The sequence below is a fragment of the Hymenobacter nivis genome (genome assembly GCF_003149515.1).
GTDB classification, from domain to species: Bacteria; Bacteroidota; Bacteroidia; order Cytophagales; family Hymenobacteraceae; genus Hymenobacter; species Hymenobacter nivis.
Genome location: NZ_CP029145.1, coordinates 2687216 through 2700796, shown reverse-complemented (window position 1 = coordinate 2700796; position 13581 = coordinate 2687216). Strand labels below are relative to the sequence as shown.

General features: G+C 59.2%; 13 protein-coding genes and 1 pseudogene. 10 read left to right on the top strand and 4 right to left on the bottom strand.

Annotated features, from left to right (window positions below):
* Position 1: 1 nt before the first annotated feature.
* Entirely contained in the window at positions 2-1519 is a 1518-nt protein-coding gene (locus tag DDQ68_RS11905; RefSeq protein ID WP_162550054.1) for an ABC transporter substrate-binding protein, read from the bottom strand.
* A gap of 351 nt (positions 1520-1870) precedes the next feature.
* A complete protein-coding gene (locus DDQ68_RS11900) occupies positions 1871-2164 on the bottom strand; it encodes a hypothetical protein (protein WP_109656503.1) in 294 nt (97 codons plus the stop codon).
* A 1050-nt stretch (positions 2165-3214) separates the two neighbouring features.
* Here DDQ68_RS11900 and DDQ68_RS11895 point away from each other — a divergent pair.
* From DDQ68_RS11895 to DDQ68_RS11870, 8 genes and pseudogenes are all read left to right on the top strand, one after another.
* The gene (locus DDQ68_RS11895) at positions 3215-4054 is read left to right on the top strand and encodes a hypothetical protein (RefSeq protein ID WP_162550053.1); all 840 of its coding nucleotides are present in this window, start codon (positions 3215-3217) and stop codon (positions 4052-4054) included.
* Positions 4055-4631: 577 nt separating this feature from the next.
* A complete protein-coding gene (locus tag DDQ68_RS11890) occupies positions 4632-5054 on the top strand; it encodes a BrxA/BrxB family bacilliredoxin (RefSeq protein WP_109656501.1) in 423 nt (140 codons plus the stop codon).
* A gap of 158 nt (positions 5055-5212) precedes the next feature.
* Positions 5213-5362, top strand: coding sequence for a hypothetical protein (locus DDQ68_RS22835; RefSeq protein ID WP_162550052.1), 150 nt, complete (start codon positions 5213-5215; stop codon positions 5360-5362).
* 296 nt (positions 5363-5658) lie between these two features.
* A complete protein-coding gene (locus tag DDQ68_RS24980; protein ID WP_245897025.1) occupies positions 5659-6084 on the top strand; it encodes an iron chelate uptake ABC transporter family permease subunit in 426 nt (141 codons plus the stop codon).
* A 66-nt stretch (positions 6085-6150) separates the two neighbouring features.
* Positions 6151-6273, top strand: a pseudogene (locus DDQ68_RS24975) (heme ABC transporter ATP-binding protein); the annotation flags it as partial.
* Between the two features lie 61 nt (positions 6274-6334).
* Entirely contained in the window at positions 6335-6541 is a 207-nt protein-coding gene (locus DDQ68_RS23880; protein WP_245897024.1) for an ATP-binding cassette domain-containing protein, read from the top strand.
* Between the two features lie 70 nt (positions 6542-6611).
* Positions 6612-7649 carry a hemin-degrading factor gene (locus DDQ68_RS11875; protein ID WP_109656499.1) on the top strand — a complete coding sequence of 346 codons (1038 nt, stop codon included), beginning with the start codon at positions 6612-6614 and terminating at the stop codon, positions 7647-7649.
* Between the two features lie 108 nt (positions 7650-7757).
* Positions 7758-8123: a hypothetical protein gene (locus DDQ68_RS11870; protein WP_162550051.1), complete on the top strand. Its 366-nt coding sequence runs from the start codon at positions 7758-7760 to the stop codon at positions 8121-8123.
* Between the two features lie 46 nt (positions 8124-8169).
* Here the strand turns inward: DDQ68_RS11870 and DDQ68_RS11865 are convergent, their stop codons facing one another.
* Together DDQ68_RS11865 and recQ are read right to left on the bottom strand one after the other, a co-directional pair.
* Entirely contained in the window at positions 8170-8493 is a 324-nt protein-coding gene (locus DDQ68_RS11865) for a GxxExxY protein (protein WP_245897439.1), read from the bottom strand.
* Positions 8494-8624: 131 nt separating this feature from the next.
* Positions 8625-10832, bottom strand: a complete 2208-nt coding sequence (gene recQ, locus DDQ68_RS11860; protein ID WP_109656496.1) for a DNA helicase RecQ — start codon at positions 10830-10832, stop codon at positions 8625-8627.
* A 356-nt stretch (positions 10833-11188) separates the two neighbouring features.
* Here recQ and DDQ68_RS11855 point away from each other — a divergent pair, with 356 nt between their 5' ends.
* Both DDQ68_RS11855 and DDQ68_RS11850 read left to right on the top strand, forming a co-directional pair.
* On the top strand, positions 11189-12193 hold the full coding sequence (locus DDQ68_RS11855; protein ID WP_109656495.1) for a KpsF/GutQ family sugar-phosphate isomerase: 1005 nt from the start codon (positions 11189-11191) through the stop codon (positions 12191-12193).
* A gap of 45 nt (positions 12194-12238) precedes the next feature.
* Entirely contained in the window at positions 12239-13321 is a 1083-nt protein-coding gene (locus DDQ68_RS11850) for a mannose-1-phosphate guanylyltransferase (protein ID WP_109656494.1), read from the top strand.
* Positions 13322-13581: the final 260 nt, after the last annotated feature.

Genomic DNA, 13581 nt, shown 5'->3' with positions numbered 1-13581 from the left:
CCTACGGAAGAATTGCCTGGGGGGCCCAGGTAATGGCCGCTGCCGCGTAGCCCGGCCGCAGGCTGCTGGGATAAAGGTGGCGCAGCCGGCGGTTTGCCGCAAGGCAGTTGTACTGAAAGAAGAGCGGGACTAGCGGCATCTCCTCGCGCAATTCTACTTGCAATTTGCGTAGCAACCGGCCTCTGATGGCCGGCGACTGCGCTACCGCAAGGGCCTCCACCAAGCGGTCGCTGTCCGGGGTACCGAAACCCGTCAGGTTGTCTTCGCCTGCCGCTTCTGAATGCAACACGGAGGTGAAATTAAACAAGTAGGGGTTGCCCCTGACTAATCTAATGTACAAATCGAAATCGCCTGCTTTTAGCGTGGACAGGAAAGCGCTGGCCTCCGTAGGCCGCAACTCTACGGCAATGCCTAGCCGGGCCGCCGCCGCCCGAAACTGCAGCCCAATGGTTGTAAACGTAGTTTCGTCGGCTCGGTACCGCACCTGCAACGCTAGGCGCTGCACCTCGCCGCCGGGGCCCTGTCGCATCCAGCCAGCCGCGGGGTCCGCTGCCTTTTGCCGCCAACCAGCTTGTTGCAGCAGCGCCGCGGCCCGGTTCGGGGCGAACGAGAGCAAGGGCAAACTATCGGCATAGTTACGGTCCGTATTGGGCGAAATAATACCAACTGTGCGCTGCCCCAGGCCTTGCTGCGCAGCCGCCAGCAGGGCCGGCACGTCGAAAAGCAAGGCCAAGGCCTGCCGCGTGAGGCGGTCGGCCAGAGCCGGCCGCCGGGTATTGAAACCGGCCGTCACCACGTTGTGCGACGGGGTAATATAAAAGGCCAGCGTTTGCTGGGCCTTTGCTGAACGGCGCAGCCGATTGAAATCGCGGGCGGGTACCTCCGGATACAGGTCCACTTCGCCTCGGCGCAACGCCAGCGCCGCACTGGCGCCATCAGGGATAACCAAGAAGTCAATTTGCTGTGGGTGCGCCTGCAACACTAGCGGAGGAGATTTTAACTGGTCGGCCCACCACTGCGGCTTGCGCTGGAACCGCAGGCGATGGTCTTTTTCCCAACTTACTAATCGGTAGGGCCCGCAACCGGGCAGCCGTTCGGGGTGCCGGCCCGGGGCGGCGGCAACGTATCGCTGGGCTATTGCCGCTAGTACAGTGTCCGGGGCAGCATTGGTGGGGCGGTCGATTAAATCGGCAAGGCGGTAGCGGCGCAACGTGCCGCGCGCATCCAGAGCGGCTTCGGGCAAAATGAAAAAATCGCCGGAGGCGTGTGCGAAGTCCGATGCCTGCCCCCTGCACACTAGCGTAAACCGCCGCGCATTGTTAGGGTCAGCCCGCAACTCCCGAATAAAGCTGAATTGGGTCCGGATGCCTTCGTTGTGCAAGCCCGGGGCCTGCATCAGCTTGAGGGTGAACGCAACATCGCTGGCGAGCACGGGCTGGCCGTTGTCCCAGGCGGCGGCCCCGCGCAGGCAGTACGTAAGCAGCGTGAGCGAGTCGCCCACCAACCTGATCTTGGGCAAGGAGTCCGCTAACCCAGGGCTGTACGATGATTTTGCAAAATCAGTTTGTAGTAAGCTCAGGTGAAGTAAGTTATCCGCGTCGGTACTTGCTTGGTTTGGTTGCACCAATGGGTCAAGGCTTTCTGGATCGGTAGCCCATCGAATACGCACACCCTCAGCCACATTTGCTCCCGGGCCCGAGCAGGCCGTCAGCAATCCTGTGCACAAGCTAGCGAGTAACGATAACTTCATAAAACGATGGCGGGATAGAACGGGGCTAAGTTAGCCATCCTGTTCCATCCCGCCACCTTAATTTAAGCGAAGAAGTAATGTTCTGCTTGGCAGAGTAACTACTTAGGGCTTCTTGGTCAATTATTGGTTGGCGACAATGCCGGTGCCCCAACCACCGCTGCCGCCTTTGTTGGCGACAATGCCGGTGCCCCAGCCGCCGCTGCCGCCTTTGTTGGCAACAATACCAGTACCCCAACCACCGCTGCCGCCTTTGTTAGCGACAATGCCGGTGCCCCAACCACCGCTGCCGCCTTTGTTGGCGACAATGCCGGTGCCCCAGCCACCGCTGCCGCCATCAAGTGAAGTAGCATTCTGAACGGGTGTTCCGGTGATGCTAAAAAGTTGGAACAAGGCGTAGGCAATGAGTTCGAACATGGGAGCGGCCTTTATTTACTGTTGGTGTTTGTAGGGCACAAATTTCGGGTACTGCTGAGCTATAAAAAAAGGACACTAATAGAAGAATAGTGACTATAATTATATAATTACAAATTATAAATTATTTTATAAAGTATTCGTCTTATATCTTTATAGTACCTACTTTTACTTGTATAAAACTATTTTACGTTGCAAAAAGACAGTAAAAAGTGACATTAGGAATATGAAAGTTGCACTAAAATATTTTCATAATTGAAGAAATGCTGCGCAAGCTCACGGTGCAGAGTTTCATTATTCCTGTAGGATAAGGTTATTTGAAGATATTTGCTGCGGAGTGCGGAATAGCTCTCTAGTCAATCGTGGTGTGTTATGAAAGAATCGAGAAACCTAGCGCGCATAGTAACGTCTCGAAAATTGCCCTTACTGCCTCTCTTGGATTTTGATGCAGGGGAGAAAATGAAGGAAAATAAGTTGGTGACCGCTCTGGTCGAAGGTCAAGAATCAACACGTGCGCAATTGGTACGGACGCTTTATGGTAAGGGAAGTGCTAGTACAGAAGCGTCTTTTCGAAAATTGCATTCTAGGGTCACTGCTAAACTATTAAATCACCTATATTTTCTTGATAATTCAGATCAAAGACATTTAGTTTCAAGACGTTATGAGTTAGAATGCTTGGGTTTGCTGCACAAAGCAGTTATTCTATCTAACGAAAGTGAGTACGTACTAGCCACCCGCTTGCTTGGCAAATGTTTGGAGTTGGCCCAACGTGATGGATTTACTAAGTATGCAATTCATGCTGCTAGCTTATTGAGACTCCTGTACGCCCAGCAGCAAAAGAGACCTAGTTATCGAGCAATATCGAAGACACTGAAAGGGTTGCAGGACGTGCGCTCCTGCGAGGAAGAGGCCGATGACATATACAGCAATGTTCAGCTGGCGATGGCGGGAACAGTAAAAATGCGGCGGGTTTTATTGCCATTGATTTCAGGGTACTTAACTAGGCTAGAAGCGCTACACCAAAAGGCTAAGTCATTCAATACCAATAACTACTTGTATCAAGTCCGTTTGGCTCAGCAGGAGTTGACGGGTAATTATGCCGAAATCATCAAAATCACGGCGGAAGCGGCGCGGCAGCTTAAGGCGGGTAAGTTGAACCCGCGCCGGTTCGACGTGCGCTTCAACCACTTCATGAGCGTGTATGCCCACTTACTGAGCCGGCAGGCGGAAAAAGGCTTGAAGCTGGCGGCGGTGTACGACAAGGATTTTCACCCTTCTTCGGGTAACTGGTTTTATTTCCAGGAGCACTACCTGTTGCTGGCGCTACACGCGGGCGACTACGCGCAGGCGCGGCAAGTGCTGCAAACGGCCACCGGCAACGTTAGCTTTGGCAAGCAGCGGGCGGCGGCGCAGCAGCGCTGGGAGCTTTTCCGGGCCTACGTCGATTTTGTGCAGCCCTCGGCCCGGCCCACGCCGGTGCGGCGGCGGCAAATGGAGGAGTGGGCCCTCGCCATTCCTGAGTATAGCCGCGACAAGCGGGGCCACAACGTGGCCATTTTGGTGATGCAGGTGCTGTACTTCCTGCGCCAGCGCGACCTCGACGCCGTGCTGCTGCGCGCCGACCGCCTGCGCAAGTACCAGCAGCGCCATTTGCGCGAGGCGGCCAACCTGCGCACCCGGCTGTTTCTGCGGCTGCTGCTGCTTGTTGTGGATCAAGAGTTTGATCCGGTGCGTAGCGCCCGGCAGGCCTCTGCGTTGCTGAAGCAACTAGAAGATGCCCCACCTCCCGGTGAAGCCTTCGCGGAGGTGGAAATTATCCCTTACGAAGCCCTCTGGCAGCTGGCGTTGCAGGAGTTGCGGGATGGCCCTCCCATGCCCAGTATTCCTGGTTAAGTGTTGAGTTCTTGGCTTTCTTATTGATAATTAAATTATTGCATTCGAATTAGTGCGTAGTTAATTTGGGCTAGGTACTCATCTTGACTTTAGCCTTGTGCGGGCCATGCGAGAGCTGCTTGCCAGATATGAAGCTGGTAGCGCGAAGTTTTGAGCAGGACGGGGCCAGCAGGTGAATTGGCAAAAAGCGTTTCGGCCCATAAGTAGGGGCGAACGGTAGCGAGCGTCGCTAAAGGTCGGGGCCCGTGGTGGCCCACGCCAAGGGCCCCGGCAGCGCCACGCGCCCGAAGTAACCGACCGCAGTAAGGCTCGTGCAGTGAGTTGGATGAGGGAAAAGCTAGCGCGTAGAAACGACTGCGGGCGCGGGTGGCCGGGGCGTGCAAATAAAATACCAGGCGCCACCTCGGAGCCCTCGGTCCGCCGACCAGTTGCATGCATCAACCAACCAAGGGCCCCGGCCCGAACCTTTTGTCCAGCCGGTGGCTTTAGCACCCGGCCAGGCGTGTGTATCTTTGTTCATGCCGCCAACGGCTGGATTTCTCAGTCGTTGCTCCGCACTCTCTTTATTTCTACTACTATGGCAGTTTACCCCGAATACATGGTGGCCCCCATTCGCCAAGACCTGACGGATGTGGGCTTTGAGCAGCTTATGACCCCCGCCGACGTGGACGCCAGCTTGGCTGCTACCGAAGGCACCGTGCTAGTGGCCGTGAACTCGGTGTGCGGCTGCGCCGCTTCCAAGGCCCGCCCCGCCCTCAAAATGGCCCTCGCCAGCTCCGACAAAAAGCCCGGTAAGCTCGTGACCGTGTTTGCAGGCATGGAAACCGAAGCCGTGGCCAAAATGCGCGAGCATCTGCTGCCCTACCCGCCCTCGTCGCCCTGCATCGGGCTATTTAAGGATGGCGAGCTGGTGCACATGATTGAGCGCTATCACATCGAAGGCAACGACCTCACCCGCATCGTTAACAACCTCCAAGGCGCCTTCGAAGAATACTGCTAAGGCCATAGCCGGCCCTAATGCCCTAAAAGCCACTTCCTAACCGGGGTGGCTTTTTTTAATAGATTTTTTTATTATTTAGAAATATTCCAGATAAATATCGTGGATTTGCGGCGAGCGAATGCCTTTGCCAATATTTAGAATTATTATAAATAAAGCCAATGCCCTTTCCTTTCCCCCTCCGCTTTCCCTGGCTGCCGCTACTGCCTGCCGCGGTCTCCGTGGGGGCCTGCGCCACCACGCTGGCCGTGTACCGCCTGGCCCGCACCGAGGGCCGCATGAAGGGAGGGCGGTGGTCCAAAGTGGGGTGATTCCAGCATTTAATTCTGCTTCTTGACACGCTGTTTTCCGCTTTTCTGACGCTATTCAAGTGGTTCCCATCAGAACGCGCTAATAACTGAAAATAGAATATCACCCCACTTTGGACCACCACCGAAAGGAGTACCATGCAGCTGGGCATCGGTGGCCGTCAATGCCTCAGCCGGGGCCCTCATCGGCCTGCTCACCTACACCGCCACCGATGCCCAGCTGCGCTTCATCACGTTTTGGGGCCTGGGCAGCCTAAGTGGTGCTTTGCGGCTGGTGGTGCTGGGCATCGTGCCCCTTAATGGCCGGGCTGCTGCTGCCGCGCCTGGGCGGAAGCCTGAATCTTTTGGCCTTGGGCGAGGCCCAGGCGGCCCACCTGGGCCTGCCGGTGGCGCGGCGCAAGCAGCAGCTGGTGGTGCTGGCCACGCTAGCGGTGGGCGCATCGGTGGCGGTGGCGGGCAGCATCGTTTTCCTGGGGCTGGTGCTGCCGCACCTGGTGCGCCTGGCGGCAGGTCCCGGCAACCGCACCGTGCTGCCCGGCTCGGCGCTGGGCGGCGCGGCCGTGCTGGTTGCTGGCCGACACACTGGCGCGCACCGCCGCGGCGCCCGCCGAGGTGCCCATCGGTATCCTCACAGCTTTGCTGGCCCCCCCCGTTTTCCTCTGGATTTTGCTGCGCGAAAAGCGGCGCCTCGCTTGAGTTGTCAGTTGCTCGTTATCAGTTGTTAGCGCTTCTATAAAATATAAGAACGGCAACGAGCAACTGATAACCAGCAACTAAACTCCCCTGCGCTTATGCTCGAACTCGAAAACCTAACCTACCAAACCGGCCGGAAAACGCTGCTGCAACAGGTATCTGGCCCGCCCCGCCCCGGGCACGTGCTGGCCGTGGTGGGGGCCAACGAGGCGGACAAGTCTACGCTGCTGCGCCTGCTCATCGGCGAGCTGCGGCCCAGCGCCGGCGCGGCGCGGCTCTGCGGTGGTAACGGTGCTGCTGCACGACCTCAACCTGACCGTCCGGTACGCTGCCGAAATTTTACTGCTCTACCGCGGTCGGCCGGTGGCCCAGGGCCCCGTGGCCGCGGTGCTCACGCCCGAAAACATTGAGCTGGCTTTCGGGATAGAGGTAGAGCTGCTGCCGCACCCTGGCGAGGGGTTTCCGCTCATTATTAAAAAGATGGGGTAAATCCCCCGGGTTCCGTCTGGGCCCCTAAACGCCATAGCTTTCAGTCATTGCCGCGCTTAATCAACCTCCTATGGAACCCCTAACCGCTCCCACTTCCCTGGCTAACCGCTGGGCCGAATTCAAGCTCGCCCACCCCAAAAGCCGCATCCGCGACGCCGCCCAGGCCCTGCGCGTGGGCGAGGCCGCGCTGCTGGCCACCGGTTGCACCGGCCAGCCCGAGGCGCCCGCCGTGGCCCTCGCGGCCGACTTCCAGGAAATCCTGCTGGCGGTGCCCGCCCTGGGCCACGTCATGGCCCTCACCCGCAACGACAGCGTGGTGCACGAGCGCCAGGGCACTTACCGCGACGTGTCGTTTCAGGGCCCCATGGGCTTGGTGCTGGGCGAAGACATCGACCTGCGCCTGTTCATGATGCACTGGAAGCACGCCTTCGCGGTGAGCGAAAACGGCCGCTGCAGCCTCCAGTTCTTCGGCGTTGATGGCGAGGCGCTGCATAAAATCTGCCTCACCGAGGCCAGCGACTACGCTGCTTACGACGCCTTGGTGACCCGCTTCCGCGCCGAAACCCAGGGCCCTGCGCTGGTCCTGCAACCCGCCCCCGCCGAAACTCCCGAAGCCCCGGACGACACCATCGACGTGGCCAGCTTCCGGGCCGCGTGGCGCGGCATGCAGGACACGCACGCCTTTTTTGGCCTGCTGCGCCAGTTTGGCGTGAGCCGCACCCAGGCTCTGCGCCTAGGGCCCCCCGAACTGCTGCGCCGCGTGCCCGCCGCCGCCATCGACGGGGCCCTGCGCGCCGCCGCGGCCCAGGGGCTGGGCATCATGCTGTTCGTGGCCAGCCGCGGCTGCATCCAGATTCACACCGGCCTGGTGCACAAAATCGTGCCCATGGGCCCCTGGCTGAACGTGCTTGACCCCAAATTTAACCTGCATCTTAAGCTAGAAGACGTGGCCGAAAGCTGGGTGGTGCAAAAGCCCACCGCCGACGGTGTAGTGACTTCGTTGGAGCTGTTCGATGCCCACGGGCGCAACCTCCTGCTCATGTTTGGCCAGCGCAAGCCGGGCGTGCCCGAGCTGGCGGCGTGGCGGGCCCTGGTGGCCGCGCTATAAGAAGCAAACGGGTTGCCAGTTGCCCGCATCAGTTAATTGTCAATTAGCTACGACTACGCTAGTTATTGGCAACCAATGACTAATAAATTAAAAAAGCGCTGCTTAATTATGGCGAAATTTCTGGACCATAACGAGTTCGGCTACCGCGTGCGCTGCCCGCACACGGGCTACTTGCACCTGTGCTTCGGCACGGTGGCCATGGCCCTTACCCCGCCCGAGTTCGTGGATTTCCGCGACGTGGTAGCTGCCACCGCCTACCAAGCCGCCCAGCGGTCGGTCATCGATGCAGGGGTCCGCTGCGTGGCCCTGCGCACCCGCGCCGACCGTCTGGCCCTGGTGTTCACCCACCTCAAAATGGGCCAGTTGCAAGAGCTGGTAGAAATAATGGCCCTGCTGCTCGAAACCGAAGCCCTGCTCGGGGGGGAGGCGCCCGGCGGCCAGTGCGCCGGCTGCCCCCCGGGCAGCGGCGACTGAGGGCTCCAGCCGGCCGCTACTTGCTCGGCTCCGAGCAGCACGGCCTTCATTTCAACCAATACCCGCCCATCAACGAAAAAGTCGGCTCTGCGGGAGCCGACTTTTTCGTTGCCATAGTATACTCGTCACGAAGTAGGGTGCGGGGCTTGTCCCCGCCCGTCGTTGAACGAAAGTCGACTGAGCCGTTCAACGACGGGCGGGGGCAAGCCCCGCACCCTACTTCATTTTCGCATTCCACTTCGTGAGCAGTATAAATGGATAATTCCGCTTCCCGTTCGGCCTTCAGCCCCTGCTTGAAAAGCTCAATGGCCAGTGCCCGTTGGTAAACAACCTCCGGAAACCCAAGCCCTAACTTGCAGTGCACCGTCATCGCGCAGCCAATTATTCGGTGCGTCAAATCATTGTAGCCCGTCAAATCAACCGCCTGCTCCATCAAAATCCACTAAGGATCGGAACCCAAAAAAGTCTGTTTAATCCGTTAAAATCCGTTCAATCTGTGGTCTAGTTAGCCACCTCGCTCAGGAACTTGACGCGTACGAGGCGTATTTCCTCCTCCGAGTAATCATCGGCGCCCAACTCCCTCAGGGCCACGGCAATGTTATCGGTGGTAGCCGTCATGAAATAGTCGTAAATCTCGTCCTGCTTGTCCTCGTCCACCATTTCCTCCAGGTAGTAGTCGATGTTTAGGCGCGTGCCGGCGTAGCAGATGTGCTCAATTTCCTCCATCAGCTCGGCCATGCTGATGCCCTTGGAGGAAGCAATGTCATCCAGCATCGTCTTCTTGTCGATTTGCTGGATGACGTAGATTTTGATCTTTGAGCGGTTCACCGCCGACTTAATCACCACGTCCGACGCCGTTTCGATGTCGTTGTCCTCCACGTACTTCTTGATGGCCGCCACAAACGGGGCCCCAAATTTCTGGGCCTTGCCCTGGCCCACGCCCGCCACGTGCGTCAGGTCGGCGAGGCTGGTGGGGTAGGTGGTGGCCATCTCCTTCAGGCTGGGGTCCTGGAAGAGCACGTAGGGCGGCAGGTCTTTCTGCTTGGCCACTTGCTTGCGCAACTCCTTGAGCTGTACGAACAAGGCTTCGTCGTGGCCAGCGGCTTGCTGCTCTTCTTCTTTATCCTCGTCAGCCTTTTGCTCGGCTTCAAAGTTGTGGTCCTTTGTGAGCGTGATGGACTGCGGGTTTTCGATAAAATCCATGCCCTTTTCCGTCATCCGTACCAGCCCGATGCTATCGATGTCCTTTTCTAGAAAGCCGTTGAGCAGGCACTGGCGCAGCACCGAGTGCCAGAACTGCGCGTCGCCCAGGGCCTTGCCCTGGCCGTACACCGGCAGCGCGTTGTGGGCGTAGCTCTCGATGTGCGGGTTGCTGAGGCCCAGCAGTACCTGCCCCGCATGCGTGAGGTTGAAGCGGGCCTCCGTTTGCACCATCGCGCGTAGGGCCAGGCCCACGGCCTCGCTACCCTCAAACCGCTCCTTGGGGTGCTTGCAGTTGTCGCAAAAGCCACAGTCCTGCTCCAGTGTTTCGCCGAAGTAGTGCAGCAGTTGCCGGCGGCGGCACACCGCGCTTTCGGCGTAGTTGGTCATTTCGGCCAGCAGCTGGTGCGCGTTGTCGCGCTCAGTCACGGGCTTGTCTTTGCTGAATTTTTCGAGCTTCAGAATGTCGTCGTAGCTGTAGAACATCAGGCAGTTGCCCTCCAGGCCGTCGCGGCCGCCGCGGCCGGTTTCCTGGTAGTAGCCCTCGATAGATTTGGGCACGTCGTAGTGAATCACGAAGCGCACATCGGGCTTGTCGATGCCCATGCCGAAGGCGATGGTGGCCACAATCACGTCGCAGTCCTCGTTCAGGAACGCGTCCTGGTTGCTCATGCGGGTGTGCGGGTCGAGGCCGGCATGGTAGGGGCGGGCGCGCACGTCGTTGACGCGCAACAGCTCCGCAATTTCTTCTACTTTCTTGCGCGACAGGCAGTAAATGATGCCCGCTTTGCCTTTGTGCTGCTTCACGTACTGAATCAGCTGCTTCTTGGTGTTGTGCTTGGCCCGGACCTCGTAATAGAGGTTGGTGCGGTTGAACGAGGTTTTGAACACGCTCGCGTCGTCCATCTGCAGGTTCTTCTGGATGTCGAGCTGCACCTTGGGCGTGGCCGTGGCCGTGAGGGCAATGATGGGAATGTTGCCGCCTAAGTTGTCAATAATGCCGCGAATCTTGCGGTACTCGGGCCGGAAATCGTGGCCCCATTCCGAGATGCAGTGGGCCTCGTCGATGGCCACGAACGAGATGGCCGTTTTCTGCAAAAAGGCAATGGTATCTTCCTTCGTCAGGCTTTCGGGGGCCACGTAGAGCAGGCGCACGGCGCCGTTCATTACGTCTTTGCGCACCCGCGTCATCTCAGTTTTGGTGAGCGTCGAGTTGTACACCTGCGCATTCACCCCAAAGGCCCCCAGTTGGTCTACCTGGTTCTTCATCAAGGCAATAAGCGGCGAGATAACGATGGCCGTGCCTGGCACTACCAGGGCCGGTAGCTGGTAGCACAGGCTTTTGCCCGCCCCCGTGGGCATGATGACGAACGTGTTGCTACCGCTCAGCACGTTGTGAATCACCGCCTCCTGGGTGCCCCGAAATTGGCCGTAGCCAAATACTTCTTTCAGGGTATGCTTGAGCGTCGCCGCCCGTTCGGGGGCTGCAACCAGGGGTTGTGAAGGCATGATGTAGTTAAGGCAGGTGATTAATATAGGAGCAGCGGCTGATAACGAAGATAAGCACTGGCGCTTTTTAAAGCCCCTTTTTTGTTCATATCCCCATAATTCTGCGGAAAAACTTTGCGTTGCTCAACCATACCATGTAGGCCGTTGGCGGCTACTTGGCCGGGGCCCCGGCCACGCCCCGGGGCCCCGGCCTGGCCAAGCAGCGCGCTGGGGGTAGCATGTTGCACAACCCGGGAGTTGCCCGGCAAGCAATGCGCTTTATTGCTTGCCGGCGGCTGGCCGGGCCCGGGGGGGGGCACTGGCCATCGGCACCGGGTATTCGGCCCCACCTTTGCGGTAGTTTCGCCCTGCCTACCATGTCCACGCTCCATTCCACTACTCCCGTAGCCGCCGCCGTCGATGTACTGGCCGTGGCCCGCCACGTGCTGCACGAAGAAGCCACGGCCCTTTACGCCGTAGCCGACGCCGTAGGCGCCACCCCCGATTTTGCCCGCTGCGTGGCGGCCATTTTGGGCCTTTCGGGCCGCGTGGTGGTGACGGGCGTGGGCAAAAGCGCGCACATCGCCGGCAAAATCGTGGCCACGCTCAACGGCACGGGCACGCCGGCCCTGTTCATGCACGCGGCCGACGCCATTCACGGCGACCTGGGCATGATTCAGGCCCAGGATTTTGTCGTGGCCATCAGTAAAAGCGGCGATACACCCGAAATCAAGGTGCTCGTGCCGCTGCTGCGCCGTAAGGGCGTGCCGCTAGCGGCCCTCGTAAGCAACGCCAACTCGTACCTGGCCCAGCAGGCCGATTACGTGCTGCACGCCCCGGTGGCCCGCGAGGCTTGCCCCCATGACCTGGCCCCCACTACCAGCACCACCGCCGCCCTGGCCCTGGGCGACGCCCTGGCCGTGTGCCTGCTCGAAAGCCGCCAGTTCTCGGCCCAGGACTTTGCCCGGCTGCACCCCGGCGGCACGCTCGGCAAAAAGCTCTACCTCACCGTGGGCGACCTGAGCCGCCAAAACCAGCGCCCGCGTGTGGGCCTCGACGCGCCGCTGCGGGAGGTACTGCTCGAAATTTCGGGCAAGCGCCTGGGGGCTACCGCCGTGCTCGACGGCGCCGGGGCCCTGGCCGGCATCATCACCGATGGCGATTTGCGGCGGATGCTCGGCGGCCACCTAGCCGACCTGGAAACGGTACGCGCCCGCGACATCCTCACCCCCGCGCCGGCCACCATCGGCATCGACGAGTTTGCCGCCGAGGCCCTGGCGCGGATGCAGGCCCGCAACATCACGCAACTCGTTGTCTTGGAAAATGAGCAGTTTGCCGGCTTTATCCACTTGCACGACCTGCTGCGGGAGGGACTTGTGTAAACGACTCTTAACTTGCCGCGGCAATATCACTATGTTGTAACACCTATGAATTCGACTTACCTCGTTGTGATGGCCGGTGGCATTGGCAGCCGGTTCTGGCCGTTCAGCCGCACCAACCATCCCAAGCAATTTCACGATGTGCTGGGCACCGGCCGCTCCATGCTGCAAGTAACTGTGGACCGCTTCGCCGGCCTCTGCCCGGCCGAAAACGTGTTCGTGGTGACCAACCGCGACTATGTGCAACTCGTGCAGCAGCACCTGCCCCAGATGCCGGCCGACCAGATTTTGGGCGAGCCCATCGGGCGTAACACGGCCCCCTGCATTGCCTACGCCAGCTATCGCATTGCCCAGCGCGACCCCCAGGCCATCATCATTGTAACGCCCGCCGACCACGCGGTATCCAACGAAGCGGAATTCCGGCGCGTGATGGGCCTGGCCGTGGACGCCGCCCGCCACCACGATGTGCTCGTGACGCTGGGCATCCACCCCTCGCGGCCCGACACGGGCTACGGCTACATCCAGTACATGGATTCGCAGAGCCTGCCCTGCGGCCAGCTGCACAAAGTGAAGACCTTCACCGAGAAACCTAATCTGGAGCTGGCCAAGATGTTCGTTGACAGCGGCGACTTCCTCTGGAATTCGGGCCTGTTTGTGTGGCGCGCCGATACCATTCTGAACGCCTTCCGCCAGTACCTGGGCGATATGGCCGAGGTGTTTGAGGACGGCGCCGGGGCCCTGGGCACGCCCCAGGAGGAAGCCTTCATCAGCGAGGCCTATGCGCGCTGCGCCAACATCAGCATCGATTACGGCATCATGGAGAAGGCCGACAACGTATATGTGCTGCCCGCCGACTTCGGCTGGAGCGACGTGGGCACCTGGGATTCGCTGCACCGCATTGGCCAGCAAGACGCCAACGGCAACATGGTGAACGGCGATGTGCTGCTGTACGACACCACCGGCTGCGTCATCAAAACCCCGTCCGAGCGCCTCGTAGTAGTGCAGGGCCTCGAAGACTACATCATCGCCGAGTACGACAACGTGCTGCTCATCTGCAAGCGCAGCGAAGAGCAGCGCGTGAAGGAATTTGTGGCCGACGTAAAGGCGAAGAAGGGCACGGGGTACAATTAATGCAATTAACAGTTATCAATTGACATTTAACAGCCGGCTTTGCGGTTGTTTGTTAATGCAAACGCAAAAAAGGCCTTCCCAGTGGGAAGGCCTTTTTTAGGTATGTTTACGTTTATTGTTGCTTAGTATATTTCTTGTGATGTTGCTGACTAACAATATAATTGATCCAGTCAGCAGTATTTTGGTGATATGCAGCTCCTTGTCAAGTTGCTGTCCCCGGGCGTGAATTGCTATAATATCGGCTTGAGGGCGGTGCTCAA